This is a genomic window from Streptomyces maremycinicus, assembly GCF_001184025.1.
Classification (GTDB): Bacteria; Actinomycetota; Actinomycetes; order Streptomycetales; family Streptomycetaceae; genus Streptomyces; species Streptomyces maremycinicus.
In genome coordinates this window covers 268,125-291,672 of record NZ_BBYG01000008.1, presented here as the reverse complement: position 1 = coordinate 291,672, position 23,548 = coordinate 268,125, and the positions used below count along the sequence as shown (strand labels likewise).

32 protein-coding genes are annotated in these 23,548 nt (G+C 69.1%); 11 read left to right on the top strand and 21 right to left on the bottom strand.

Translation table 11 applies throughout. The features are described from left to right. Position 1: 1 nt before the first annotated feature. From rplN to rpsJ, 12 genes are all read right to left on the bottom strand, one after another. Positions 2-370 (bottom strand): 50S ribosomal protein L14, encoded by a 369-nt coding sequence (gene rplN / locus AOQ37_RS01460; protein ID WP_003992364.1) that lies wholly within the window; start codon positions 368-370, stop codon positions 2-4. Between the two features lie 104 nt (positions 371-474). Further along, positions 475-762, bottom strand: a complete 288-nt coding sequence (rpsQ, locus tag AOQ37_RS01455; protein ID WP_057602880.1) for a 30S ribosomal protein S17 — start codon at positions 760-762, stop codon at positions 475-477. After that, positions 762-986, bottom strand: a complete 225-nt coding sequence (rpmC, locus tag AOQ37_RS01450; RefSeq protein ID WP_005481220.1) for a 50S ribosomal protein L29 — start codon at positions 984-986, stop codon at positions 762-764. Before rpmC ends, rpsQ begins: the two co-directional genes overlap by 1 nt. Then, on the bottom strand, positions 986-1,405 hold the full coding sequence (gene rplP / locus AOQ37_RS01445) for a 50S ribosomal protein L16 (RefSeq protein ID WP_006140905.1): 420 nt from the start codon (positions 1,403-1,405) through the stop codon (positions 986-988). The genes rpmC and rplP overlap by 1 nt, the downstream gene beginning before the upstream one ends. A 5-nt stretch (positions 1,406-1,410) precedes the next feature. Next, positions 1,411-2,238: a 30S ribosomal protein S3 gene (rpsC, locus tag AOQ37_RS01440; RefSeq protein WP_020132630.1), complete on the bottom strand. Its 828-nt coding sequence runs from the start codon at positions 2,236-2,238 to the stop codon at positions 1,411-1,413. Then, on the bottom strand, positions 2,238-2,585 hold the full coding sequence (gene rplV, locus AOQ37_RS01435; protein WP_003974262.1) for a 50S ribosomal protein L22: 348 nt from the start codon (positions 2,583-2,585) through the stop codon (positions 2,238-2,240). Before rplV ends, rpsC begins: the two co-directional genes overlap by 1 nt. A gap of 41 nt (positions 2,586-2,626) precedes the next feature. Beyond that, positions 2,627-2,908 carry a 30S ribosomal protein S19 gene (rpsS, locus tag AOQ37_RS01430; protein ID WP_020132632.1) on the bottom strand — a complete coding sequence of 94 codons (282 nt, stop codon included), beginning with the start codon at positions 2,906-2,908 and terminating at the stop codon, positions 2,627-2,629. 12 nt (positions 2,909-2,920) lie between these two features. Further along, the gene (rplB, locus tag AOQ37_RS01425; protein ID WP_020132633.1) at positions 2,921-3,757 is read right to left on the bottom strand and encodes a 50S ribosomal protein L2; all 837 of its coding nucleotides are present in this window, start codon (positions 3,755-3,757) and stop codon (positions 2,921-2,923) included. Positions 3,758-3,797: 40 nt separating this feature from the next. After that, on the bottom strand, positions 3,798-4,217 hold the full coding sequence (rplW, locus tag AOQ37_RS01420) for a 50S ribosomal protein L23 (RefSeq protein ID WP_020132634.1): 420 nt from the start codon (positions 4,215-4,217) through the stop codon (positions 3,798-3,800). After that, positions 4,217-4,873, bottom strand: coding sequence for a 50S ribosomal protein L4 (rplD, locus tag AOQ37_RS01415; RefSeq protein ID WP_057602879.1), 657 nt, complete (start codon positions 4,871-4,873; stop codon positions 4,217-4,219). Before rplD ends, rplW begins: the two co-directional genes overlap by 1 nt. 7 nt (positions 4,874-4,880) lie before the next feature. Continuing rightward, positions 4,881-5,525: a 50S ribosomal protein L3 gene (gene rplC / locus AOQ37_RS01410; RefSeq protein WP_020132636.1), complete on the bottom strand. Its 645-nt coding sequence runs from the start codon at positions 5,523-5,525 to the stop codon at positions 4,881-4,883. 18 nt (positions 5,526-5,543) lie between these two features. After that, positions 5,544-5,852 carry a 30S ribosomal protein S10 gene (gene rpsJ / locus AOQ37_RS01405; RefSeq protein WP_003948644.1) on the bottom strand — a complete coding sequence of 103 codons (309 nt, stop codon included), beginning with the start codon at positions 5,850-5,852 and terminating at the stop codon, positions 5,544-5,546. A gap of 533 nt (positions 5,853-6,385) precedes the next feature. On the opposite strand from rpsJ, the gene AOQ37_RS01400 reads away from it, so the two are divergent. Together AOQ37_RS01400 and AOQ37_RS01395 are read left to right on the top strand one after the other, a co-directional pair. Next, positions 6,386-6,991, top strand: a complete 606-nt coding sequence (locus AOQ37_RS01400; protein WP_062640325.1) for an RNA polymerase sigma factor — start codon at positions 6,386-6,388, stop codon at positions 6,989-6,991. Next, a complete protein-coding gene (locus AOQ37_RS01395; protein ID WP_062640317.1) occupies positions 6,984-8,018 on the top strand; it encodes a hypothetical protein in 1,035 nt (344 codons plus the stop codon). Before AOQ37_RS01400 ends, AOQ37_RS01395 begins: the two co-directional genes overlap by 8 nt. Before the next feature lie 110 nt (positions 8,019-8,128). Here AOQ37_RS01395 and tuf read toward each other — a convergent pair whose 3' ends face one another. The 5 genes from tuf to AOQ37_RS01370 all read right to left on the bottom strand — a co-directional run bounded on the left by tuf (position 8,129) and on the right by AOQ37_RS01370 (position 13,898). Then, positions 8,129-9,322 (bottom strand): elongation factor Tu, encoded by a 1,194-nt coding sequence (gene tuf, locus AOQ37_RS01390; RefSeq protein ID WP_057602878.1) that lies wholly within the window; start codon positions 9,320-9,322, stop codon positions 8,129-8,131. A gap of 155 nt (positions 9,323-9,477) precedes the next feature. Then, positions 9,478-11,604, bottom strand: a complete 2,127-nt coding sequence (gene fusA, locus AOQ37_RS01385) for an elongation factor G (RefSeq protein WP_062640316.1) — start codon at positions 11,602-11,604, stop codon at positions 9,478-9,480. Between the two features lie 39 nt (positions 11,605-11,643). Further along, a complete protein-coding gene (gene rpsG, locus AOQ37_RS01380) occupies positions 11,644-12,114 on the bottom strand; it encodes a 30S ribosomal protein S7 (protein WP_020132641.1) in 471 nt (156 codons plus the stop codon). A 3-nt stretch (positions 12,115-12,117) separates the two neighbouring features. Beyond that, the gene (gene rpsL / locus AOQ37_RS01375; RefSeq protein WP_003948652.1) at positions 12,118-12,489 is read right to left on the bottom strand and encodes a 30S ribosomal protein S12; all 372 of its coding nucleotides are present in this window, start codon (positions 12,487-12,489) and stop codon (positions 12,118-12,120) included. 257 nt (positions 12,490-12,746) lie between these two features. After that, positions 12,747-13,898 (bottom strand): glycosyltransferase family 2 protein, encoded by a 1,152-nt coding sequence (locus AOQ37_RS01370; protein ID WP_107085070.1) that lies wholly within the window; start codon positions 13,896-13,898, stop codon positions 12,747-12,749. A gap of 140 nt (positions 13,899-14,038) precedes the next feature. Here AOQ37_RS01370 and AOQ37_RS01365 point away from each other — a divergent pair, with 140 nt between their 5' ends. Beyond that, positions 14,039-15,316 carry a putative hexosyltransferase gene (locus tag AOQ37_RS01365; RefSeq protein ID WP_062640312.1) on the top strand — a complete coding sequence of 426 codons (1,278 nt, stop codon included), beginning with the start codon at positions 14,039-14,041 and terminating at the stop codon, positions 15,314-15,316. Positions 15,317-15,324: 8 nt separating this feature from the next. On the opposite strand, the gene AOQ37_RS42305 is transcribed toward AOQ37_RS01365, so the two are convergent. The 3 genes from AOQ37_RS42305 to AOQ37_RS01350 all read right to left on the bottom strand — a co-directional run bounded on the left by AOQ37_RS42305 (position 15,325) and on the right by AOQ37_RS01350 (position 16,599). Further along, positions 15,325-15,492, bottom strand: a complete 168-nt coding sequence (locus tag AOQ37_RS42305) for a MerR family transcriptional regulator (protein ID WP_468581997.1) — start codon at positions 15,490-15,492, stop codon at positions 15,325-15,327. Positions 15,493-15,602: 110 nt separating this feature from the next. Then, positions 15,603-16,265 (bottom strand): hypothetical protein, encoded by a 663-nt coding sequence (locus AOQ37_RS01355; protein ID WP_062640310.1) that lies wholly within the window; start codon positions 16,263-16,265, stop codon positions 15,603-15,605. Continuing rightward, on the bottom strand, positions 16,258-16,599 hold the full coding sequence (locus tag AOQ37_RS01350; RefSeq protein ID WP_107085069.1) for a WhiB family transcriptional regulator: 342 nt from the start codon (positions 16,597-16,599) through the stop codon (positions 16,258-16,260). The genes AOQ37_RS01355 and AOQ37_RS01350 overlap by 8 nt, the downstream gene beginning before the upstream one ends. A 237-nt stretch (positions 16,600-16,836) precedes the next feature. Between AOQ37_RS01350 and AOQ37_RS01345 the strand changes: the two genes are divergently transcribed. The 5 genes from AOQ37_RS01345 to AOQ37_RS42050 all read left to right on the top strand — a co-directional run bounded on the left by AOQ37_RS01345 (position 16,837) and on the right by AOQ37_RS42050 (position 20,379). Then, complete coding sequence (locus AOQ37_RS01345; RefSeq protein ID WP_062640309.1) at positions 16,837-17,328, top strand: helix-turn-helix domain-containing protein; 492 nt, start codon at positions 16,837-16,839, stop codon at positions 17,326-17,328. A gap of 912 nt (positions 17,329-18,240) precedes the next feature. Further along, complete coding sequence (locus tag AOQ37_RS01340; protein WP_062640305.1) at positions 18,241-18,654, top strand: phage tail termination protein; 414 nt, start codon at positions 18,241-18,243, stop codon at positions 18,652-18,654. 146 nt (positions 18,655-18,800) lie between these two features. Next, the gene (locus tag AOQ37_RS01335) at positions 18,801-19,403 is read left to right on the top strand and encodes a phage tail tube protein (protein ID WP_062640303.1); all 603 of its coding nucleotides are present in this window, start codon (positions 18,801-18,803) and stop codon (positions 19,401-19,403) included. A gap of 176 nt (positions 19,404-19,579) precedes the next feature. Beyond that, positions 19,580-19,870, top strand: a complete 291-nt coding sequence (locus AOQ37_RS01330; protein WP_062640301.1) for a hypothetical protein — start codon at positions 19,580-19,582, stop codon at positions 19,868-19,870. Positions 19,871-20,001: 131 nt separating this feature from the next. Next, on the top strand, positions 20,002-20,379 hold the full coding sequence (locus tag AOQ37_RS42050; RefSeq protein WP_078889928.1) for a hypothetical protein: 378 nt from the start codon (positions 20,002-20,004) through the stop codon (positions 20,377-20,379). 52 nt (positions 20,380-20,431) lie between these two features. Here the strand turns inward: AOQ37_RS42050 and AOQ37_RS40720 are convergent, their stop codons facing one another. Next, complete coding sequence (locus tag AOQ37_RS40720) at positions 20,432-21,802, bottom strand: hypothetical protein (RefSeq protein WP_199824930.1); 1,371 nt, start codon at positions 21,800-21,802, stop codon at positions 20,432-20,434. 279 nt (positions 21,803-22,081) lie between these two features. On the opposite strand from AOQ37_RS40720, the gene AOQ37_RS01315 reads away from it, so the two are divergent. From AOQ37_RS01315 to AOQ37_RS01305, 3 genes are all read left to right on the top strand, one after another. Then, positions 22,082-22,297 carry a hypothetical protein gene (locus AOQ37_RS01315; RefSeq protein ID WP_062640296.1) on the top strand — a complete coding sequence of 72 codons (216 nt, stop codon included), beginning with the start codon at positions 22,082-22,084 and terminating at the stop codon, positions 22,295-22,297. 43 nt (positions 22,298-22,340) lie between these two features. Continuing rightward, a complete protein-coding gene (locus AOQ37_RS01310) occupies positions 22,341-22,769 on the top strand; it encodes a DUF3592 domain-containing protein (protein ID WP_062640294.1) in 429 nt (142 codons plus the stop codon). An 80-nt stretch (positions 22,770-22,849) separates the two neighbouring features. Then, complete coding sequence (locus AOQ37_RS01305; protein WP_159401280.1) at positions 22,850-23,533, top strand: hypothetical protein; 684 nt, start codon at positions 22,850-22,852, stop codon at positions 23,531-23,533. The last annotated feature ends 15 nt before the right edge of the window (positions 23,534-23,548 follow it).

The window sequence follows — 23,548 nt, the reverse complement described above, 5'->3', positions numbered from 1 at the left end:
CTTACAGCACCTCCGGAGCCAGCGAGATGATCTTCATGAACTTCTTCTCGCGCAGCTCCCGGCCGACCGGGCCGAAGATACGGGTGCCACGAGGGTCGCCGTCGTTCTTCAGAATGACAGCGGCGTTCTCGTCGAAGCGGATGTACGAGCCGTCCGGACGGCGGCGCTCCTTGACGGTGCGAACGATGACCGCCTTGATGACGTCACCCTTCTTCACGTTGCCGCCGGGGATCGCGTCCTTGACGGTGGCGACGATGACGTCACCGATGCCCGCGTAGCGGCGACCGGAGCCACCGAGCACACGGATGCAAAGGATTTCCTTCGCACCAGTGTTGTCGGCGACGCGCAGTCGCGACTCCTGCTGGATCACGTCTATCTCCTGTGTGTCTGCCGGTTCCCGGCAGGGGCGGCCTCGTCACGAGGTGCGCCCCTGCCGAGCCTGGCGGAACTGACCTGCGGGGATTGCCGCAGGAATTACTTGGCCTTCTCGAGGATCTCGACGACGCGCCAGCGCTTCGTGGCGGACAGCGGCCGGGTCTCCGCGAGGAGGACACGGTCGCCGACGCCCGCGGCGTTCTGCTCGTCGTGAGCCTTGAGCTTGTTCGTACGGCGGATGACCTTGCCGTACAGCGCGTGCTTCACACGGTCCTCGACGGCGACGACGACGGTCTTGTCCATCTTGTCGCTGACGACGAGACCCTCACGGGTCTTGCGGAATCCGCGCGCCTCAGTGGTGTTCTCGGTCACGTTGCTCTCGCTCATCAGGCGCTCTCCACCGTCTCGATGCCCAGCTCGCGCTCACGCATCAGGGTGTAGATCCGCGCGATGTCCTTGCGGACGGCCTTCAGCCGACCGTGGTTCTCGAGCTGACCCGTCGCCGCCTGGAAGCGGAGGTTGAACAGCTCTTCCTTGGCTTCGCGGAGCTTGTTGAGAAGCTCCTCGTCACCCAGTTCGCGCAGCTCGGACGCCTTGGTACCGGCCGACATCACGCTTCACCTGCCTCGCGCTTGACGATCCGGCACTTCATCGGCAGCTTGTGGGCTGCGCGAGTGAGGGCCTCACGGGCGATCTTCTCGTTGGGGTAGGACAGCTCGAACATGACCCGTCCCGGGTGCACGTTCGCGATCCACCACTCCGGAGAACCCTTACCGGAACCCATGCGGGTCTCGGCAGGCTTCTTCGTGAGCGGGCGGTCCGGGTAGATGTTGATCCAGACCTTGCCGCCACGCTTGATGTGGCGGGTCATCGCGATACGGGCCGCCTCGATCTGGCGGTTGGTCACGTACGCCGGCGTGAGGGCCTGAATGCCGTACTCGCCGAACGAGACCGTCGTACCGCCCTTGGCCTGACCACGGCGCTTCGGGTGGTGCTGCTTGCGGTGCTTGACCCTACGGGGGATCAGCATGTCGGTCAGGCCTCCGTTCCGGTGCTCTCAGCCGGAGCGGCAGCCGGAGCGTCGGCCTTGGGGGCCTCGGCAGCGGGAGCCTGCTGCGGCTTGCGACCGCGACCGCCACGCTCGCCACCGCGGCCACCACGGGCCGGGCGGTCAGCGCCGCCACGGGCCGGGCGGTTGCCGGCGCGGGCAGCAGCGTTCTCGGCGCGGACCTCGGCGATGTTCTTGACGTCGCCCTTGTAGATCCAGACCTTCACGCCGATGCGGCCGAAGGTCGTCTTGGCCTCGAAGAAGCCGTAGTCCACGTTCGCGCGGAGCGTGTGCAGGGGCACACGGCCCTCGCGGTAGAACTCCGAGCGGGACATCTCGGCGCCACCGAGGCGGCCACCGCACTGGATCTTGATGCCCTTGGCGCCCGCCTTCATCGCCGACTGCATGCTCTTACGCATGGCGCGACGGAAGGAGACGCGGGAGGAGAGCTGCTCGGCGACGGCCTGGGCCACCAGCTGAGCGTCGACCTCGGGGTTCTTGACCTCGAGGATGTTCAGCTGGACCTGCTTCTTGGTCAGCTTCTCCAGGTCGCCACGAATACGGTCGGCCTCGGCGCCGCGGCGGCCGATGACGATGCCCGGACGCGCGGTGTGGATGTCGACGCGGACCCGGTCACGGGTGCGCTCGATCTCCACCTTCGAGATACCGGCGCGCTCCATGCCGGACGTCATCATCCGACGGATGGCGACGTCCTCGCCGACGTACTCCTTGTAAGACTTGTCGGCGTACCAGCGGGACTTGAAGTCCGTGGTGATGCCGAGCCGGAACCCATGCGGGTTAACCTTCTGGCCCATTACCGGGTTCCTTCCTTACTGCTGACGACCACGGTGATGTGGCTGGTCCGCTTGCGGATCCGGTAGGCACGGCCCTGGGCACGCGGACGGAACCGCTTCAGGGTCGGACCCTCGTCGACGTACGCCTCGGAGATGAAGAGGCTGTCGGCGTCAGTGTGGTCGTAGTTGTGCGCGGCGTTGGCAATGGCGCTGTCAAGCACCTTGCCGACCGGCACGCTCGCGGCCTGCGGGGCGAAACGCAGGACCGCCTGAGCCTCCGTGGCGTCCATGCCACGGATAAGGTCCACCACCCGGCGGGCCTTCATGGGCGTGACGCGGATGTACCGCGCCTGGGCCCTGGCTTCCATGGTTGTCCTTCCAGTGTCTGTCATGGTCATTCCACCCCGCGTTAGCGGCGCTTCGACTTCCGGTCGTCCTTGACGTGACCCCGGAAGGTGCGCGTCGGCGAGAACTCGCCGAGCTTGTGGCCGACCATCGACTCGGTGACAAACACCGGAATGTGGGTCTTGCCGTTGTGCACCGCGATCGTGTGACCCAGCATGGCCGGGATGATCATCGAGCGACGGGACCAGGTCTTGATGACGTTCTTGGAACCGGCTTCGTTCTGGGCGTCCACCTTCTTTACGAGGTGTCCGTCGACGAAGGGCCCCTTCTTGAGACTGCGCGGCATCTAAACCCGCTCCTAGCGCTTCTTGTTCGTCTTGCGGCGGCGGACGATGTACTTGTTCGAAGCCTTCTTCGGCGAACGAGTACGACCCTCCTTCTGACCCCAGGGGCTGACCGGGTGGCGACCACCGGAGGTCTTGCCCTCACCACCACCGTGGGGGTGGTCAACCGGGTTCATCGCCACACCGCGAACGGTCGGGCGGACGCCCAGCCAGCGCTTACGGCCGGCCTTGCCCCAGTTGATGTTGCTCTGCTCGGCGTTGCCGACCTCGCCGACCGTGGCGCGGCAGCGCTGGTCGACCAGACGGATCTCACCGGACGGCATACGAAGGTGGGCCATCGTGCCCTCCTTCGCGAGCAGCTGCACCGAGGCACCGGCGGAGCGGGCGAACTTGGCGCCGCCACCGGGACGGATCTCGATCGCGTGGATCGTGGTACCGACCGGGATGTTGCGGAGCGCCAGGTTGTTGCCCGGCTTGATGTCGGCCCCGGGACCGTTCTCGACGCGGTCGCCCTGCGACAGGTTGCGGGGGGCGAGGATGTAGCGCTTCTCGCCGTCCGCGTAGTGCAGCAGCGCGATGCGCGCGGTGCGGTTGGGGTCGTACTCGATGTGCGCGACCTTCGCCGGCACGCCGTCCTTGTCGTGACGACGGAAGTCGATCACTCGGTAGGCGCGCTTGTGTCCGCCACCCTGGTGGCGAACGGTCACACGACCGGCGTTGTTACGGCCGCCCTTGCTGTGCAGCGGGCGGACCAGCGACTTCTCCGGCGTGGACCGCGTGACCTCGACGAAGTCGGCGACGCTGGAGCCACGACGGCCCGGCGTAGTCGGCTTGTACTTGCGGATTCCCATTATTCAGTCCTCGTCCGATATCGGACGATCCGGACCGCCCTCAGGCGGTCGGACCGCCGAAGATGTCGATACGGTCGCCCTCGGCAAGGGTCACGATCGCGCGCTTCGTGCCGGCACGCTGACCGAAACCGGTCTTGGTGCGCTTGCGCTTGCCGATGCGGTTGATCGTGTTGACGCCGGTGACCTTGACCGAGAAGACCGCCTGGACGGCCTGCTTGATCTGGGTCTTGTTGGCGTTCGGGGCGACGATGAACGTGTACTTGTTCTCGTCGAGGAGCGCGTAGCTCTTCTCCGACACGACCGGCTTCAGCAGCACGTCACGGAGGTCCGTGAACGCCTTGCTGGGCGCGGTGACGACGGTGTTCTTGCCTTCGGTGGCGTGGCGCTTCGCCTTGGCGACGCGCGCGGCCTTGGCGACCTTGGCCGCCTTGGAGGCGATGCTCGGGTGACGCGTAGCCATCAGGCGTCACTCCCTTCGGTGTCGTTGGCCTTCGGGCCGGCGACGAAGGACTCGAGAGCGGCCTGGGTGAAGACCACGTCGTCCGAGACGATCACGTCGTACGTGTTCAGCTGGCCCGGCTCCAGGATGTGCACCTGGGGCAGGTTGCGGGCGGACAGCCACGCGGCCTCGTCGGCGCGGTCGACGACCAGGAGCAGGTTCTTGCGCTCCGAGATCTTGCCGAACAGCGTGCGAGCGGCCTTCGTGGAGGGAGCCTCGCCCTCGATCACGCCGGTGACGACGTGAATGCGGTTGTGGCGGGCCCGGTCGGTGAGGGCGTGACGCAGAGCGGCAGCCTTCATCTTCTTCGGGGTCCGCTGCGAGTAGTCACGCGGCTGCGGGCCGTGGACGACGCCACCGCCGGCGAACTGCGGCGCGCGGGTCGAGCCCTGGCGTGCGCGGCCGGTGCCCTTCTGACGGTAAGGCTTCTTACCGCCACCGCGAACCTCGCCGCGGGTCTTGGTCTTGTGCGTGCCCTGACGGGCAGCCGCGTTCTGCGCGACGACGACCTGGTGGATCAGCGGGATGCTGACCTTCTCCACGCCGAAGATCTCCGCGGGGAGCTCGACGCTTCCGGTCTTCTCGCCGGCAGGCGAAAGGATGTCAACAGTGCTCATCGGTACCTCAGGCCCCCTTGGCCGCGGTGCGGACCAGGACGAGGCCGCCGTTCGGACCGGGGACAGCGCCCTTGATGAGCAGCAGACCCTTCTCCGCGTCAACGGCGTGGACGGTCAGGTTCTGGGTGGTCACGCGCTCGTTGCCCATGCGACCCGCCATGCGGAGGCCCTTGAACACGCGGCCCGGGGTGGCGCAGCCACCGATGGAACCGGGCGAGCGGTGCTTGCGCTGGGTGCCGTGTCCGGCGCCGAGGCCCTTGAAGTTGTGACGCTTCATGACACCGGCGAAGCCCTTGCCCTTGCTCTTGCCGGTCACGTCGACCTTCACGCCGGCCTCGAACACCTCAGCGGTGATCTCCTGGCCGAGCGTGTACTCGGAGGCGTCCGCGGTGCGGATCTCGACAAGGTGGCGACGGGGGGTGACGTCGGCCTTGGCGAAGTGACCCTTGAGGGGCTTGTTCACCTTGCGCGGGTCGATCTCGCCGAAGGCGATCTGGACGGACTCGTAGCCGTCGCTGTCGTTCGTACGGACCTGGGTCACGACGTTGGGGCTGGCCTTGACGACGGTGACCGGAACAACACGGTTGTTCTCGTCCCACACCTGCGTCATGCCGAGCTTCTCGCCCAGGATGCCCTTGATCTGCTTAGCCATTCTTCAGATCACCGGCCCCTAGAGCTTGATCTCGATGTCGACACCGGCCGGGAGGTCGAGTCGCATCAGAGAGTCAACGGTCTTGGGCGTCGGGTCGAGAATGTCGATCAGACGCTTGTGCGTGCGCATCTCGAAGTGCTCGCGCGAGTCCTTGTACTTGTGCGGCGACTTGATGACGCAGTACACGTTCTTCTCAGTGGGCAGCGGCACCGGGCCCGCGACCGACGCACCAGTGCGCGTCACCGTCTCGACGATCTTCTTCGCCGAGGAGTCGATGACCTCGTGGTCGTAGGCCTTGAGCCGGATGCGGATCTTCTGTCCCGCCATGGCTACTCAGTAGTCCTGTCTCTTCTAACGCTCTGGAACCAGATGGTCTGTTTACTTCGTTCCTCCGACCCACGCGGTCGGGTGTGTCGCGCTCTCGCCGACACAGATGCCCCATGATCGAACATCCCTGCTGGGAAAGCACGGCCCTTCCGGAACCGCAAGCCGGGGACGAAAGGCCCACCGGGTGCCTGGTCGGCGCTCCATTGACACTTCCCGAAAGATTCCCGTACGTCCGCCCCAGCGCTGCCCGTGGGCAGTTAGGGCGACGAGTACTGTGGGACTCGCTTTCGGTCCTCCCGGCGGGAGGCGCGCAACATCAACACTCGACCGAGCAACTCCGACAGTCTGCCATATGGGGCACTGCCTTAGCCAATCGAGCCGGAGACAATACCCCGGACGTGACGTAGGTCAAACGCCGACCGGGCCGATCAGGGCCCTGTCCGCCGCGGGACGTGAGGCCGGTCACCGTGAACCCGTTCGAGGGCTGCGGGTAACAACCGGTGCATCCGACCGACGGCAGACACGGAGACCGCGTGAACAGCCCCCCTGGCAGACATGACGAGGACGCCGCCGTCATCGCCGACTCACTGGCCCGGCCCGAGGTGTTCGGGGAGATCTACCACCGGCACGCGGCGGTGATCCACCGGTACGCGGCCCGTCGGCTGGGTGAGAACGCGGCCGAGGACATCACCGCCGAGACCTTTCTGGCCGCGTTCCGCACGCGCGGGCGCTACGACATGTCACGCGCCAAGGCGCGGCCCTGGCTGTACGGGATCGCCGCGAACCTGATCGGCAAGCACCGCCGCGCCGAGGTGCGGGCGCTCAGGGCCATGGCCCGCACGGGCCACGACCCCGTGGCCGACTCCTGGACCGACCGCAGCGACAGCCGGGTGGCCGCCCAGGCCGCCCAGGGCCGCCTGGCGGGCGCGCTGGCCGGTCTCTCGCGCGGCGACCGGGACGTCCTGCTGCTGGTCGCCTGGGGGGACCTCGGCTATCAGGAGGTCGCCGAGGCGCTGTCCATCCCGGTGGGCACGGTGCGTTCCCGCCTCAACCGGGCCCGCAGAAAGGTCCGCCGCGCACTCGGCGACGTGGACCCCACGTTCGTACCCGACGCCCAGGAGGTGATCGGCCATGGCTGAGCCGGCGATGGACGAGATGACAGCGGTCCGGCGGCTGCGCGCCGACGCCCCCCTGCCCGACCACGCCCGGCTCGCCCCGGCCCGCCGACGACTGCTGGACGAGATCGAGGGACGTCCCTGGCACGGCAGGGCCGGCTGGAAGCTCAAGGCGGCCGGAGCGGTCGCCGCGGTGACGGCCGCGGCGCTCCTCTCCACCCTGACACTGCGCGAGGACGACCGGACGCCGACGCAACCGGCTCCGACGGCGACCGCCCGGCCGGACTCGTGGGTGTACCACCGGGTTCGGCTGGTCCTGCTGAACTGCCCCGCCGGCATGAGCTTCTCCGGGTACGGCGAGGTCGGCTCGTTCGATCTGTCACCCACCACGCGCCCGTGCGACACGAAGACACGGAAGTCGTTCGATTCGGAGCACTGGATCCGCTACGACGGCCGGTCCACGGCCGAGCCGGACACCGGCACCGGAGATCCGGACGACGTTCGGGCGTGGGCCCAGCCCGCCGGCTCCGCGTCCGGACAGATGCTCCCGCCCCAGCAGACGGACGCCCTGCTGACCACCCTGCCCGAGGACCCCGACGCCGCCCTGAAGGCGATCCTCAAGAAGTCCGTCCCCACCCGCGTCACCAGCGCGTACCGGCTGACCCAGGCCCAGCGCGACTTCGACGAGGTGGTCGAGGTGCTCTCCGGAGCCTCCGCCGTCCCGGCCGACAAGGCTCGGACGATCCACCGGATCATCACCGGCCTGGAGGGAGCGACCGAGCCGGTCGAGGTGACCGACGGCCAGGGACGGAAGGCCGTGGCGATCGGCGTCGACGGCAACTTCCGTGACGCCGCGTACGAGCGCAACAGCATGCAGGTGCTGCTCGACCCGGAGACCTTCGCCTACCGAGGTGTCCGCTGGGTGGCCGGAACGGACTACTACGTGGGCGGCAGGGCTTCCGGCGGCCCGTTCGTGGCGAAGGGGACGGTCCTCGCCACGGCCACCCGTGTCGCCACCGTCGTCGTCGACAAGGCCGGCGAGCGCAACTGAGCCTGCCCGGGCGGCCGGGAACATGCGAAAGGGCCCGTACGACCGAGGTCGTACGGGCCCTCTCAGGTGCTTCAGCTCAGGCTGGAGCTACCAGGTCGATCGGCCAAGAACTACTTGGTGATCTTGGTGACCTGGCCGGCGCCCACCGTGCGACCACCCTCACGGATGGCGAACTTCAGGCCCTCTTCCATGGCGATGGGCTGGATGAGCTCCACCTTCATCTCGGTGTTGTCACCCGGCATCACCATCTCGGTGCCCTCGGGGAGGGTCACAACGCCCGTCACGTCCGTCGTACGGAAGTAGAACTGCGGACGGTAGTTGTTGAAGAACGGCGTGTGGCGGCCACCCTCGTCCTTGGACAGGATGTAGGCCTGGGCCTCGAAGTCGGTGTGCGGCGTGACCGAACCCGGCTTGATGATGACCTGGCCGCGCTCGACGTCCTCGCGCTTGATGCCGCGGAGCAGCAGACCGACGTTCTCACCGGCCTGGCCCTCGTCGAGCAGCTTACGGAACATCTCGATACCGGTGACCGTGGTGGTGGTCTTCTCGGTCTTGATGCCGATGATGTCGACGGTCTCGTTGACCTTGAGGATGCCACGCTCGATACGGCCGGTGACGACCGTACCGCGACCGGTGATCGTGAAGACGTCCTCGATCGGCATGAGGAACGGCTTGTCGACGTCGCGCTCCGGCTCCGGGATGGACTCGTCGACGGCCTGCATGAGGTCGAGAACCGACTGACCCCACTCGGCGTCGCCCTCGAGCGCCTTGAGCGCCGAGACCTTGACGACCGGCAGGTCGTCGCCCGGGAACTCGTACTCGGAGAGGAGCTCACGGACCTCGAGCTCGACGAGCTCCAGGATCTCCTCGTCGTCCACCATGTCGGCCTTGTTCAGGGCGACGACGATGTACGGAACGCCGACCTGGCGGGCCAGGAGCACGTGCTCCTTGGTCTGCGGCATCGGGCCGTCGGTGGCGGCCACGACCAGGATGGCGCCGTCCATCTGGGCAGCACCGGTGATCATGTTCTTGATGTAGTCCGCGTGACCCGGGCAGTCGACGTGCGCGTAGTGACGCGTCTCCGTCTGGTACTCGACGTGCGCGATGGAGATGGTGATACCGCGCTGCCGCTCTTCGGGAGCCTTGTCGATCTGGTCGAAGGCCGAGGCCTCGTTCAGGTCCGGGTACTTGTCGTGCAGCACCTTGGTAATGGCGGCCGTGAGGGTCGTCTTACCGTGGTCGATGTGACCGATGGTGCCGATGTTGACGTGCGGCTTAGTCCGCTCGAACTTCGCCTTCGCCACTGGGGTCCTCCTGGGAGTGGTTCTGGAACGCCTTGCTTCATCGGCGCCAGGTGATCTTTGCTGGAAAGCCCGGGTCCAGGGGGCAAACATCCGGGGATGCGGCTGTTTGCCCCTGAGGCTCCGGAGTCAAGCCTACGGCGTGTAAACCGAGTGTGTTACTCGCCCTTGGCCTTCGCGATGATCTCCTCGGCGACGTTCCGCGGAACCTCGGCGTAGGAGTCGAACTGCATCGAGTAGCTTGCGCGACCCGACGTCTTGCTGCGGAGGTCGCCGACGTAGCCGAACATCTCCGACAGGGGCACCAGGCCCTTGACGACGCGGGCACCCGCCCGCTCCTCCATGGCCTGGATCTGGCCACGGCGGGAGTTGATGTCGCCGATGACCTCGCCCATGTAGTCCTCGGGCGTGGTGACCTCGACGGCCATCATCGGCTCGAGCAGCACGGGGCTGGCCTTGCGCGCGGCCTCCTTGAAGGCCTGCGAACCGGCGATCTTGAAGGCGAGCTCGGAGGAGTCCACCTCGTGGTAGCCACCGTCGAGCAGGGTGACGCGCACGCCGGTCATCTCGTAACCGGCGAGGATGCCGAACTGCATGGCCTCCTGCGCACCGGCGTCGACCGAAGGGATGTACTCCTTCGGGATACGACCACCGGTCACCTTGTTCACGAACTCGTACGAGGCGTCGCCGCCCTCGATCGGCTCGATCGCGATCTGCACCTTGGCGAACTGGCCGGTACCACCAGTCTGCTTCTTGTGCGTGTAGTCGACCCGGTCGACCGCCTTGCGGATGGTCTCGCGGTAGGCCACCTGCGGCTTGCCGACGTTGGCCTCGACCTTGAACTCACGGCGCATACGGTCGACCAGCACCTCGAGGTGCAGCTCGCCCATGCCACCGATGATGGTCTGGCCGGTCTCCTCGTCCGAGTGGACCTGGAACGACGGGTCCTCCTCGGCCAGGCGCTGGATCGCGATGCCCAGCTTCTCCTGGTCGCCCTTCGACTTGGGCTCGATGGCGACCTGGATGACCGGAGCCGGGAAGTCCATGGACTCCAGGATCACGGGGGCCTTGTCGTCGCACAGCGTCTCGCCGGTCGTGGTCTGCTTCAGACCCATGACGGCGACGATGTCGCCGGCGCCGACCGCCTCGATCTCCTCACGCTTGTTCGCGTGCATGCGGTAGATCTTGCCGATGCGCTCCTTCTTGCCCTTGACGGAGTTCAGCACGGCGGTGCCGGACACCAGGCGGCCCGAGTAGACCCGGACGAAGGTGAGCTTGCCCAGGTGCGGGTCGCTCATGATCTTGAACGCGAGGGCGGAGAGCGGCTCGTCGTCGGACGGCTTGCGCTTGACGACCAGCTCCGGGTCCTTCACGTCGTGGCCTTCGATGGCCTCGACGTCCAGGGGGGAGGGGAGGTAGCGCACGACCGCGTCGAGCAGGGGCTGGACGCCCTTGTTCTTGAACGCGGTACCGCAGAACACGGGGGTGACCGTGACGCCGTCGGACTTGCCGGACGCGATGGTGATCCGACGGATCGCGGCGTACAGCTGCTCCACGGAAGGCTCCTGGCCCTCCAGGTACAGCTCCATGATCTCGTCGTCGTTCTCGGCGACGGTCTCGACGAGCTTGCCGCGGTACTCCTCGGCAGCCTCGGTGTGGGTGGCCGGGATGTCGACGACGTCGTACATCTCGCCCTTCTCCGCCTCGGCGGACCACACGAAGGCCTTCATCGTGACCAGGTCGACGACGCCCTTGAAGTCGGCCTCGGCACCGATCGGGAGCTGCATCACGATCGGCGTCGCACCCAGGCGGCTGCTGATCATGTCGACACAGCGGTGGAACTCGGCACCGGTCCGGTCGAGCTTGTTGACGAAGCAGATACGCGGCACGCCGTAGCGGTCCGCCTGACGCCAAACGGTCTCGGACTGGGGCTCGACACCCGCGACGCCGTCGAACACCGTCACGGCACCGTCGAGCACGCGCAGCGAACGCTCCACCTCGACGGTGAAGTCGACGTGGCCCGGGGTGTCGATGATGTTGATGGTGTGGTCGACATCGGCAAGCGGCCAGTGACAGGTGGTGGCAGCAGAGGTGATCGTGATGCCACGCTCCTGCTCCTGCTCCATCCAGTCCATCGTGGCGGCGCCGTCGTGGACCTCACCGATCTTGTAGGAGACGCCGGTGTAGAACAGGATCCGCTCGGTGGTGGTCGTCTTGCCCGCGTCGATGTGGGCCATGATCCCGATGTTGCGGACCTTGGCCAGGTCAAGTGAAGTGGTAGCCATAAGGCTTTCGTCTTCTCTCGGTCTCGATGTGGGTAGCGACTACCAGCGGTAGTGCGCGAAGGCCTTGTTGGACTCGGCCATCTTGTGGGTGTCCTCGCGCTTCTTCACAGCGGCGCCGAGGCCGTTGGACGCGTCGAGAAGCTCGTTGAGGAGGCGCTCGGTCATGGTCTTCTCGCGACGGGCGCGGGAGTAACCGACGAGCCAGCGCAGCGCCAGGGTGCTCGCGCGACCCGGCTTGACCTCGATCGGGACCTGGTAGGTCGCGCCACCGACACGGCGGGACTTGACCTCGATGGTCGGCTTGATGTTCTCGAGAGCGCGCTTGAGCGTGATGACCGGGTCGTTGCCGGTCTTCTCGCGCAGGCCCTCCATGGCGCCGTAGACGATGCGCTCGGCGGTGGAGCGCTTGCCGTTCAGCAGCACCTTGTTGATGAGCGACGTGACAAGAGGAGAACCGTAGACCGGGTCGATGATGACCGGGCGCTTCGGGGCAGGGCCCTTACGAGGCATGTCTTACTTCTCCTTCTTGGCGCCGTAGCGGCTGCGGGCCTGCTTGCGGTTCTTGACACCCTGGGTGTCGAGGGAACCGCGGATGATCTTGTAGCGAACACCGGGCAGGTCCTTCACACGGCCACCACGCACGAGCACGATGGAGTGCTCCTGGAGGTTGTGTCCCTCACCCGGAATGTAAGCAGTGACCTCGATGCCGCTGGTCAGACGCACACGCGCGACCTTACGCAGGGCCGAGTTCGGCTTCTTCGGGGTGGTCGTGAACACACGCGTGCAGACGCCGCGACGCTGGGGCGAACCCTCGAGTGCGGGCGTCTTGTTCTTCTCGACCTTGTCCTGCCGGCCCTTCCGGACCAGCTGCTGGATCGTAGGCACTACTTCTCCGGTTTCTGTGTGCCGAATGGTGAAGCTAACCTGGAACTTCGCCGACCCACGCGGTCGGGTGTGTCGGATCCGGCGGACTTCCGCCGCGAGGCGAGAAGAGGCGCAGATCACGGTGGCCGCTAGCTGGGCCCCGTGTGCGGTTGAAGACACGCACGAGGGCCAGGGCACACCCCAGGCACAAGGTCTGAGCGTACCTAGCGCATTCACTCCGGTCAAAACAGAAGCCGCGCCGCCGACACGCAGGAGGTTTACGAGCGCCGGCCCAGCCCCTGTGATAGCGGAGCAGAGGAGTCCGCGGAGCCTCCGGGAGGCGGCCCGGGGGACGGTACGACCGGCTCACCGGGCCGGAACGGGCTCTTCACGGCTCCGACCGCCGGATCCACCACGACATCCACCGACGCCTGCGCCTGCGCCTGTACCGCCGTACCTGCCGCGCCTGTCGTGCCCGCCGCCGTGTCGTGGCCGATGAAATACGTCGGACGGTTCTGTACGGCCGTATAGATGCGGCCGACGTACTCGCCGAGCAGGCCGACGCAGATCAGCTGGACCGCGCCGATGAACAGCACGCCGGTGAAGAGGGACGTCCAGCCGGGGACGGTGTGCTGGAAGGCGTGGGCGCTCAGGGTGTAGACCATCAGGCCCAGGCAGACCAGGAACGCGAAGCCGCCCAGCCAGGTGGCGATGCGCAGCGGTGCGGCCGAGAAGCCGGTGACGCTGTCGACGGCCAGCCGGATCATCCGGCCGAGCGGGTACTTGCTCCGGCCGGCCGGCCGCGGGGCACGCTCGTAGCGGACCTCGCCGCTGGGGAAGCCCAGCCACGGCACCAGGAGGCGGTAGACGCGCTGCTGGTCCGGCAGCGCCTTCAGGGCGTCCACGGCCGCCCGGCTCAGCAACCGGAAGTCGCCGGCCTGGGCCGGGACCGAGGGCCCGGCGAGACGGCGGACGAGCCGGTAGTACAGGCCGGCCGTCCAGCGCTTGAAGCCGGTGTCGCTGGCCCGGTCGGCGCGGATGCCGTAGACGATGTCGAGGTCCTCGGCGCCGGCCAGCGCGAGCATCTCGGGAATCTTCTCGGGCGGATCCTGGAGGTCGGCGTCGATGCTGACGACGTACGCGCCGTGCGCCCGGTCCAGGCCCGCGGTGAGGGCGGCCTGGTGGCCGGAGTTGCGGCGCAGGCCGATGACCCGCAGTTCCGGCCAGCCGAGCCGGAAGGCGGCCAGCAGCTCAGCCGTGCGGTCGGTGCTGCCGTCGTCGACCGCGACCACCTCGTAGCCGACACCGAGGTCCGCCAGGACCGGACGCAGCCGGCTCACCAGCGCGGGCAGCACCTCTTCCTCGTTGTACATGGGTATGACGACCGACAAGACGGTCGCCGCGGCCGTGGTGTTCGGCACTTCGGTCACCCGTCCTCCCCCAACCTGTGGCGCACATGTGCGACTCTGTTGCGATCTTATGACCACACTCTTATGACCACACTTCACGATCATCCGGACAATGTGGCGCCCCTGGCTGTCCGGCGGTCGGCCGAGGGGGGACCCCAGCCATGAGCACGGCTTCCAGCGACACGGCGACGGACCCCGCCGTGCCCGACGGACCGGAGCAGCGCTCGCGGAGACCGCGCCGCCTCACCCTGCCGGACGGTGTACGACCGTACCTCGCTCCGGTGCTCCTCTACGGCGTCACGAAGCTCGTGGGCCTGACGGTCTTCGCCTGGCTGCTGGAATCGGCCGACGAATACCAGAAGAAGAACCCGCGCTTCGGCGGCGGCGCCCACTGGTGGGACGTCCTGGCCACCTGGGACGGCTGGTGGTACCTCCAGGTCGCCGAGAAGGGGTACGACCCCCGGCCGCTGGAGCGGCTCGCGCCGGGCGGGCTGTTCACCGTCAAGCAGAACTCGGTCGCCTTCTTCCCGCTCTATCCGGGCCTGATCCGGGGCGTCTCCGAGATCACCGGGCTGGGGCTGTACGGCTCCGGGATCCTGGTCTCGGTGCTCGCCTCCTTCGTCGCGGCCGCCGGCATCTACGCCGTGGTCTCGACGCTCGCCGGGGTACGGGCGGGCACGACAGCGGCCGGCCTGTGGGCGGTCGTGCCCGGCGCGGGCGTGGAGTGGGCGGTCTACTCGGAGTCGGTCTTCGTCGCCATCGCCTCCTGGTGCTGCTACTGCGTGATGAAGCGGCGGTGGGTCGCGGCGGGGCTGCTCGCCTTCGTCGCCGGGCTCAACCGGCCGACCTCCGCCGCGCTCATCGGCGCGGTCGGGCTGGCCGCGATCGTCACCCTGGCGCGGCGGGAGAGCAGGCGCGAGCACGGGATCTCGGGGCCCCTGTACGCCATGTTCGCCGCACCGCTCGGCCTGCTCACCTACATCACCTGGGTCGGCCTCTCCATGGGCGACCTCACCGCGTACTTCACGCTCCAGCGCGAGGGGTGGGCGCACTACTTCGACTTCGGCTCCTACACCCTCGACGTGCTGGGCAACACGGCGGTCGGCCGCCACGACTATCTGTTCGCGTTCTCGGTCCCCGACCTCCTCGGCGTCCAGCTGGTGCTGGCGCTGCCCTTCCTGATCGCGCTGATGCTCCGCAAGAAGCCGCCGCTGGTGCTGGTCGCGTACACCCTGGCGAGCGTGATCACCGTGCTGGGCACCCAGCAGATGTTCGGCAACACGGGGCGGTACCTGCTGCCGGTCTTCCCGCTGCTGCTGGCCCCGGCGGCGGCGCTGGGCCGGCTGAAGTGGCCGAGCCTCGCGGTGTTCTTCGGGACGGCGGCCGTCGCGTCGGGGTGGTACGCGCACTACGTGATCTTCGAGCTGGGCATTCCGTAGGCCGGGGGTCACCGGGCCCGGCGGGTGGCGCGTTCGGCGGCGAACACGTCCTCCAGGCGGAAGAGCTGGGCCCGGCCCGCCTTGCCGGCCGGCTCGAGGTGGCCGAGCTGGACCCACTTGCGAATGGTGGCGGGGGCCACACCGACCTCCTGAGCCGCGAGCGGGCCGGGGATCAGGGTCGGTCGATCGTCGGCACGTCGGCCGGGGACGCGCCGGTCGGAGTCACGTCGGTCGGAGTCACGTCGGTCGGAGTCGCGTCGGCCGGGGTCGCGTCGGTCCGGGTCGGTCATGCGGGCGCCCACTCCCCCTCGTCCCAGGTGTGCCGGTAGGCCGGGTCGTCGTGGCAGCCGCAGTCCGGTGCCGGGCACCGGCAGGCCGGGTTGACGCAGAGGACGGCCGCGCGGTCGGGGAACGCCCGCAGCGAGACGGAGTCGCACCAGGGGCAACGGCCGGCGACCCGTACGACGGTCTCGGTGTCGCCCAGCGCGCGGGCACAGCGACGGGCCATCCGGCGGGTCTCGTCGCGCACATGCGCGGCCAGGACGGTGTCGGCGGCCACGCGGTCGAGGAGGGACGCGATCCGGCGCAGCCGCTCGGGCACGGAGGCGCGACGCGGACGGGGCAGGCCGAGCCGGTCGCGCACCGCCTCCTCCAGTTCGAGCACGCCGTCGGTGATGTCGCGGATGGCGTCGGAGACATGCAGCCGGAGCGGGGCCGCGCCGTGGCCGGGGGCCACGAGGCCGTGCCGCTGCCGCAGGAGCAGCTGCTCCTCGCGCTCCGCTCGCAGCCGGGCGCCGAGATCGGCGGGCGGCCGGGACGCGGCGGGGCGGTGGGCGGGGGTGGTGCGGCCGGGCACCAGTTCCGTGGACAACTCGGGGAACTGCTGGAGAAGGGTGCCGATCCAGAGGGCGGCCTGGGCGGTGGGGCGGTCCTCGCAGGGCTCAGCCACGGGTGCCTCCCCGGACCGGGAGGTGGGTCGGTGCCGGGGTCGGGGCCGGGGTCGGGGTCGGGGCCGGGGTCGGGGCCGGCGGGAGGAGATGCGCGGGAACGGGGACCGGGCGGCCGGAGCGCCAGAGCCGGCCGCCGCAGACACCGTCGAACCAGTTGTCGGCCGGTGCCACCGTCTCCTCGCAGGCCCGCCGTACGCGGCAGCCGGCACAGGCCCGGAGCGCGGGGGCGGCGACCTTGGCCTTCTTGGAGAAGACGACCTGCGGGGCGAGCCCGGCGCAGGCCGCCGCGGACTGCCAGCCTGGGGCCGAAGGGCAGGAACTCGTTTCGGGCATGGACAAGGGACCCCCTGGGTTCGTGATCGAGCCGTATCTGGCCGTGCTGGGTGAACGCCTTCCAGACTTACACGTTGCGTGCGCGCCCGCAACGAATTTCCTAGAGGCCCGAGCCGGAACGTCCCCCGAATCTCCACGAACTGCACGAATTTTCCTCAGTGCTTGCTCGAGAGCACGTAATTCCGTGCGCGCAAGCAAGCTAAACTCTTGCCCACCCCCGAAGGAAGAGAGAAAGACATGACCAACCAGGGCTTGGACGCATTCGCCGCGTGGGTCGAAGACCTCATGCGCGAACGCGGCTACGACATCGACAGTCCGCGCGGCGGCGGCAAGTCGAGAATCGCGGACGAGGCAGGCGTGCACCGTGCCGCGGTGACCCGGCTGCTCCAGCGGCAGAGCATGCCGGACCTGGAGACCACCCGCAGGCTCGCCCGCGTGCTCGGCGTGCCGGTGCGGGACATGCTCATCCGCTCCGGCCGGCTGACCGCGGAGGAACTGGCCGACCCGCACGACGTCCTGGCCTCCCCCGCGCCCGGCGCGGATCTCGGCCGCCGCCCCACGCTGGAGGAGGTCGCCGACCTGCTGGGCGTGCCCGCCGACCGACGGGAGATGTTCGTCAGGGTGGTGGAACAGTTCCTGCCGAGCCAGGCCGAGGCCGAGGTGACGCGGGCGCGCGAGGACGGGCGAGTCCTGGTGGAGACGGCCGCGGCCGCGCCCACCGCGGACTGACCGAGCGCGAGTGCCGGCCACGCACGACGCGCCGGCCTCGGTCGAAGGGCACCCGTGGGCCGACGGGAGCTCCGACCGACGAGTCACCCTCTCCCCCTCCGCGGGACCGAGAGCCCCGGACCGGACGTCCCGCCCGTTCCCGCGGGCCGAATGTCCGAGCGGGCGACGCGCCCCTCCCTACGGGTCGAGGGACCCCGATCGGCGACTCATCCCCTCCCTACGGGTCGAGGGGTCCCGGATCAGGGGTCCCGGATCGACGACCCGTCCCGCTCCTGGGCCGAGCGCCCGGATCGGAACGGCACACCCCCTTTCCCCGGCCGGGAGCCAGGATTGCGACGCGCCCCCTTCACTCGCGCCCCCTTCACTACGGGTCGCGAGGGGTCCTCGGACCGGCGACGCGCTCCTTTCCTGCGGCGCCTGGGACCCGGATCGGAACGGCACACCCCCTTCCCCCGGCCGAGCCCGGGTTGCGACGCGCCCCCCCTTCGCCACAGGTCGCGAGAGGTCCGTGGGCCGGCGACGCGCTCCTTCCCTGTGGTCCCGCGGGGCCCGGATCGACGCCCGCCCGCTCGCTCCCCTTTACGGGTCGAGCCCGCTCCCCCTTACGGGTCGAGGGGCCGGATCGACCGCTTGCCCCCTTCCTGCGGGTCGAGGGAGTCGGTCGACGGCTCCCCTGCTGCGCTGGATCCCCGCCCCTTCCGTACCTCCCCTCACATCCGCCTCGCCGTTTTAGTTGCGTGCGCGCACGATCGTCTGTCACAGTTGGTGCAGCGGCGGAGCTGTGCCCGCGAGCCCCGAGCGGGCCGCACCCGCCGCCGTACGCCGGGCCGAGGCGCCGCGCGCCTCCCCTCCCCCGCCCCCGCGCGGCGCCCGCCCGGCGACTTCCCCTTCTTCACGGCGAGGTGACCCGGCATGACCACACCCACCCCACCGAGCGCCTTCCCGGACGTCGAGGCCCTGGTCGTCGACATCCTGGAGGCCGACTCGGCGCTCTCCACGGCGCTCGTCGCCGTCGAGCCGCCCGCGAACTTCGACGGCACGACCGCCGCCGTCCTCGTCAACCGGCGCGGCGGCGCGTGGATCGGCGAGCTGCACGTCGACCAGCCGCTGATCGAGCTGGAGGTGTACGGCCCGACCAAGCAGGCCGCGCACGTCCTGGCCAACTCCGCCCGTCGCGCGCTGCTGGCCGCGGCCGGCAACCGGTACGGCACGAACCTGATCACCGAGGTGGAGGAGCAGGACGGCCCGCGCTGGCTGCCCGACTACCTCTACCGCGCGGCCCACCGCTACGTGACCGTGCTCAAGGTGTTCCTGGACGTCCACTGACCGGCCCGCACGGGCGATCCGTCAGGACGCCGTGCCCCACAGACCGAAGGCCCCGCCCTCGCAGCCGCGAGTCGGCGGGGCCTTCGCCGTACCCGGAACGGCCGGGGACGGCGCCCCGCATCACCCCTCTATAAGGAGACCCACCCATGGCAGGAACCAACTCCTCCGAGATCCGCATCGCAGGCGTCGGCCGGCTCTACGTCGCCGCCGCCGACACCAAGGTTCCGACGACCTTCTCCACCGACCCGTCTACCGACTGGGCCACCGGTTGGAAGAACCTCGGCTTCACCTCCGGTGACGGCGTCACCTTCAGCAAGAAGGACAAGCTGGAGCCGGTCGACGTGTGGCAGGCCGTGAGCCCGGTGCACTTCGTCTACTCGGACCGCGACCTGACGCTGAAGTTCTCGCTGCTTCAGTTCAACGAGGACACGCTGCCGTTCTTCATGGGCGGCGGCGCGGTCGAGGCGGTCACCGGCTCGACCGGCGTCTACAAGTACGAGATCGCCGACCGTCCGTACGCCGATGTGCGTGCCCTCGGCCTGGAGTTCACGGACGTCCGCGCCTCGGACGGCGCCACGGTGACCTACCGCTTCGGTGTGCCGCGCGGCCAGGTCACGGCGGCGGACGACATCAAGCTGGCCCGCAAGTCGGCGGCCCAGCTCGGCATCACCTACACGGCGATGGCCGCCGCCGACGGTTCGGCGCTGGCCAGCTTCGTGATGAAGGACGCCGCGTACGCCGCGTCCTGACCCACCGGGGCGGGGCGGGCGCGCCGACACCGGCCGCCCGCACCGCCCCGGGCCCCGTACCCCCGCGGGCCCTGGCGTCCCAGGCCCCCGCGTCCCGGTGACGCCTGATGACTTCAGACGACCCCCGACCTCCGACGACCTCCGATGACCCGAGAACCCAAGGAGCACCCATAGCCATGGCCCGTTTCGACGTCAACGCCGCCCGCGCCCAGCGCCTCGAGGCCCTCGGCCGCACCTGGTCGTTCGAGCTGGACGACGAGAGCTTCACCCTGCCCACCGAGCTGACCCGCGGCACCGCCAAGGCGCTGCGCGAGCTCGACGACAACGACGTGGACGGGCTGCTCGGCCTGCTCATGGGCGAGCAGCAGTTCGCCCGCTTCGAGCGGCACGAGGTCACCATGCAGGACATCGCGGCGATCCTGGAGGCCTACGGCAAGGAGACCGGGCTCGGCCTGGGGGAAGGCTGAGCCTCGTCGGGTTCGTCGAAGAACACGCCGAGGCCCTCGAGGCGGACCTCCTCCGCTACTACGGGATCGATCTGCTCGACTGGCACCGGGAGCGCCTCTCCACGCGGCGGCTCGCGGTACTCGTCAAGCAGTTGCCGCGCGACAGCGCGCTGAACCGGGAACTGCACGGCGAGGCCGCCGACTGGTCGGTGTCCGACCATCTGCTGGCCGCCGCCGTGGACCACCTGGCGGCCGCCAACTGGATGTTCGCCTGCGTCAACTCGGAGGAGGGGGAACAGCCGGACGCCCCGGTCCCGGTACCGCGTCCGGCGGACCTGGCCGGGAACGGCGGCCAGGACGACGGCGAGTACGAGGAGCGCGGGGAGTACCAGGAGTACGAGAAGTCCGGCGAGCGCTCCGGGGGCGGCGGGCGTTCGGCCTCGGGGCCGGGTCCCTCGACCGACGGGTCGCGGGCATCCAGCCCGGACGAGGCGCCGTCGGCGTCCCAACTGGCCCGCTTCTTCGGCTGATCCGCCCGGCCGCCCACCGGACGGCCGGTCACGTCGTGCCCGTCGGCCCCGCTCAGCGGGAACCCGGCGGGCCGTTCCGTTCGTCCCGGCGGCGGCCGCCGGCCCTGCCCTCCAGTTCGTCCGCGAGCGCCCGGGCCTTGTCCGAGAGCAGCCGGGCCCTGGGTTCGTCAGGGGTGCCCCCCGGATCGGCCGGCGCGACCGGCTCCGCCCGCTCGACCTCACCGTTCCGCTCGGTCCGCTCAGCATCGCCGTTCCGCTCGGTCCGCTCGACATCGCCGTTCCGCTCGGTCCGCTCGACATCGCCGTTCCGCTCGGTCCGTCCGACGTCGCCGTTCCGCTCGGTCCGCTCGACGTCCGCGGTCCGCTCGGTCCGTCCGACGTCACCGTTCCGCTCGGTCCGCTCGGGCTGCGCCTGCTGTGGTCGTTCCGCGGTTCCGGCACCGTCCGGCCTGCGTGCTCGCTCCCGTCCGGCGGCTCCGAGCTCGCCGGGCAGGGTCAGCGGGGGCACGCTCGGCCGACCGTTGCGCCGGACCACCGGCCGCCGGTCGGAGGACGCGGCGCCCTTTCCCCGCACCTCACGGGCGGAGAGCAGGATGTCCCCCTCGGCACCGGAGCCGGCCTCGACCCCACCGGCGCCACCGGCGCCACCGGCACCGCCGGTCTCGTCCGCCTTCGGGCGCGTCGGTCCGGTCGGACCGGTCGGACCGGTCGGACCGGTCGAGCTCATCGGGCCGGTAGGGCCGGTCGGGTCCGCCGTACCGACAACGTTGGCCGCGCCCGGACCGCCGTCCCCACCCTCCCTGCTCCCGTCCCTGCCCCCATCGCTGCTCGCGTCCGTCCGCCCGTCCGTCCGCCCGTCCGGCTCTCCCGTCGGCGCCGTCGGGGAAGGTGTCGGCACCGGGGCGCCGTCCGCCATCGAACGTTCCCGGTCGCCGCGCTGCTCCACGCGCGTCCACGCGGACGGAGGGCGCAGCAGTCCCATGTAGGGCAGCGGAATGACCTCGCCGCCGCGCTCGTGCTCGTGCTCCCCCTCGGGCCGTCGGGCCCGGCGGGGACGGTGGCCGGTGCGGGCGTCCTCCTGGCCCTGGAGGTAGGCGGCGGTGATCCGCTCCTCGTACGCGCGGCGGATCGCGGGCAGCTGCTCGTCCACCACGTCGGCCCAGCCCGCGCTGTACGCGGCCAGTTCCCGCCGGTCGAGTTCGCCGCGGGGAAGGACCACCAGGTCCTCCGGTTCATGGCCGAGCCGCAGCACCAGCTCCGAGACACGGGCGATGAGATGCGGCAGATCGGCGGCCTGTTCGAGCCAGTCGATCACCTGCTCGCGCCGCACGTCGCTCGCGTCCCCGTCCACCCCGTAGGCCCTGCTCTCGTCCCCTGGCCCCATCGCGCCCCCGCGCGAGGACGGCTGCCCGTCGCCGTCCACCGTCGTATGGCGGACACTCAGTTCCCTTGCGGAGCGCCGCTGTTCACCTTTTTCGTAGCCGACGGGAGAACGGCCGGATCTTACTCCACCGACCTGGGCGGCTCTTCGGGCGCACCCCGGCATCACCGCAGGTCCCGACGGCTGAACGACGGATGCTCCTCGCCAAACACAGAACGGCACCACAGGATTACTCGTACACTAGTTCGAACACGCGTTTCGAACGCCTCAGAGGCGCCACCTGTACCACAGCCCAGCGGACAGACCGGAAAGCAGGCCGACATGGCGACTGGCACGAGCAACTCCCCGAAGCAGCCGATCGATACCTACACCCGCCTCGCCCACCTCCTGCACACCACGCCTCCCGACCGCGAGGCCCTGCTGGACCGGGTGTACGAAGAGCTGCTCGCCCGGGAGTCCCGCGCTTACGCCGCCGGCTGGTCGGACGCCCTGACGGAGGCGGGGCGCTCCCGGCATCCCCGTCGAGGCCGATCCTGAAGACCGCCGGAACCGCGGCACTCCCGGCGAGTACGGTCCCGGCATGACGATCGAGCAGCTGGGCGGCAGCTTCGTCGCCGCGACGACCGGCACCCTCTGCGTACTGATGGCGGTCCAGGCCATGAGCCGATGCCGTCTGCGGCTGCGCGGAGTCAGGACGACCGCGGAACTGGTCCGCTTCCGCGAGGCGAGGGAGGAGGACGGCCACGAGCTCTACTACGCCGTGGTGACCTTCGCCCTGCCCGACGGCAGCGAGGTGACGGCGGAGACGAGCGAAGCTGTCCGCCATCTGCCCCGCGGCATACAGGAGGGCGACATCACCGAGGTCCTCTACGACCCAGCGGCACCGAGCGTCTTCACTCTCCCCTCCGTCCTGCCGGGGCGGCTCAGAACGACCGAGATCCTCTCGCTGTGCGCCGGCTGCCTCGGCCTGGCCGCCACCACATGGCTGATCCTCGCGGACACGTTCTGAGACCACACCCGCACACCCGCCACATCCGAAGAGGGCCCGGCTCCGGCAGCCGGGCCCTTCCTGTTGTCCAGGGAGGACGCATGGCCAATCGAGATCTCCCCACTCTCGACGGGGACCTCAAAACAGCCGAGAGCGACATCAAGGACATCAAGAAGGAACTGGGGTCACCCTTGGGAAACCCCAGATCCGTTCTCCAGCGGATCATCGATCTGGAGCAGATGACCAATCCCGCCGCTGCGAAACTCAAGAACGACGTCGCAACCCATACCGCCGAGATCCAGAAGTTGCAAGAAAAGATAAAAGTGACTCGCTGGATGATCATCGGCGCCGTCGGCGCACTTCAGCTTGTCAAATTCGACATGCAGCTTCTCAAAGTCGACCTCACCCTCGTCAAGGAATGGAAACTGAAGGACGTCGTCGAGGGTTTCAAGATCGCGAAAGCCAACACGCTGGCACTGTTCAGCGCGCAGGCCAAGGCGGAGCTGGCGGCGGAGAAGCAGCGGAAGGCCGACGCGAAAACACTCAAGGACGAATTCGAGAAAACCCTCAAAAAACTACCGGAGCGGGTCGACAGGATCGAGGACGTTCTGAAGAAGGCGCGCGACTCGGCACGCGACGCCCGGAACAACCGAGATGGGCTCCCCAAGAACCACAAGGGAATCGACGCCAAGGAACCTCGGATCGGCCCCGTGGCCAAGGACGTCGGCAAAGTGCGCGACGCCGTGGACGCGCTCGCCTCCGCGCTCGACGGCCTGGGCGCCTGACCAACGAATTGAGGG

Bases quoted from the DNA above. Each gene is read 5' to 3' on its own strand.
- rpsQ (WP_057602880.1), bottom strand. From the start codon at position 762: ATGAGCGAGAGCAACGTGACCGAGAACACCACTGAGGCGCGCGGATTC.
- rpmC (WP_005481220.1), bottom strand. From the start codon at position 986: ATGTCGGCCGGTACCAAGGCGTCCGAGCTGCGCGAACTGGGTGACGAG.
- rplP (WP_006140905.1), bottom strand. From the start codon at position 1,405: ATGCTGATCCCCCGTAGGGTCAAGCACCGCAAGCAGCACCACCCGAAG.
- rpsC (WP_020132630.1), bottom strand. From the start codon at position 2,238: ATGGGCCAGAAGGTTAACCCGCATGGGTTCCGGCTCGGCATCACCACG.
- rplV (WP_003974262.1), bottom strand. From the start codon at position 2,585: ATGGAAGCCAGGGCCCAGGCGCGGTACATCCGCGTCACGCCCATGAAG.
- rpsS (WP_020132632.1), bottom strand. From the start codon at position 2,908: ATGCCGCGCAGTCTCAAGAAGGGGCCCTTCGTCGACGGACACCTCGTA.
- rplB (WP_020132633.1), bottom strand. From the start codon at position 3,757: ATGGGAATCCGCAAGTACAAGCCGACTACGCCGGGCCGTCGTGGCTCC.
- rplW (WP_020132634.1), bottom strand. From the start codon at position 4,217: ATGGCTACGCGTCACCCGAGCATCGCCTCCAAGGCGGCCAAGGTCGCC.
- rplD (WP_057602879.1), bottom strand. From the start codon at position 4,873: ATGAGCACTGTTGACATCCTTTCGCCTGCCGGCGAGAAGACCGGAAGC.
- rplC (WP_020132636.1), bottom strand. From the start codon at position 5,525: ATGGCTAAGCAGATCAAGGGCATCCTGGGCGAGAAGCTCGGCATGACG.
- rpsJ (WP_003948644.1), bottom strand. From the start codon at position 5,852: ATGGCGGGACAGAAGATCCGCATCCGGCTCAAGGCCTACGACCACGAG.
- AOQ37_RS01395 (WP_062640317.1), top strand. From the start codon at position 6,984: ATGGCTGAGCCGGCGATGGACGAGATGACAGCGGTCCGGCGGCTGCGC.
- fusA (WP_062640316.1), bottom strand. From the start codon at position 11,604: ATGGCTACCACTTCACTTGACCTGGCCAAGGTCCGCAACATCGGGATC.
- rpsG (WP_020132641.1), bottom strand. From the start codon at position 12,114: ATGCCTCGTAAGGGCCCTGCCCCGAAGCGCCCGGTCATCATCGACCCG.
- AOQ37_RS01365 (WP_062640312.1), top strand. From the start codon at position 14,039: ATGAGCACGGCTTCCAGCGACACGGCGACGGACCCCGCCGTGCCCGAC.
- AOQ37_RS01350 (WP_107085069.1), bottom strand. From the start codon at position 16,599: ATGCCCGAAACGAGTTCCTGCCCTTCGGCCCCAGGCTGGCAGTCCGCG.
- AOQ37_RS01345 (WP_062640309.1), top strand. From the start codon at position 16,837: ATGACCAACCAGGGCTTGGACGCATTCGCCGCGTGGGTCGAAGACCTC.
- AOQ37_RS01340 (WP_062640305.1), top strand. From the start codon at position 18,241: ATGACCACACCCACCCCACCGAGCGCCTTCCCGGACGTCGAGGCCCTG.
- AOQ37_RS01335 (WP_062640303.1), top strand. From the start codon at position 18,801: ATGGCAGGAACCAACTCCTCCGAGATCCGCATCGCAGGCGTCGGCCGG.
- AOQ37_RS01330 (WP_062640301.1), top strand. From the start codon at position 19,580: ATGGCCCGTTTCGACGTCAACGCCGCCCGCGCCCAGCGCCTCGAGGCC.
- AOQ37_RS01315 (WP_062640296.1), top strand. From the start codon at position 22,082: ATGGCGACTGGCACGAGCAACTCCCCGAAGCAGCCGATCGATACCTAC.
- AOQ37_RS01310 (WP_062640294.1), top strand. From the start codon at position 22,341: ATGACGATCGAGCAGCTGGGCGGCAGCTTCGTCGCCGCGACGACCGGC.
- AOQ37_RS01305 (WP_159401280.1), top strand. From the start codon at position 22,850: ATGGCCAATCGAGATCTCCCCACTCTCGACGGGGACCTCAAAACAGCC.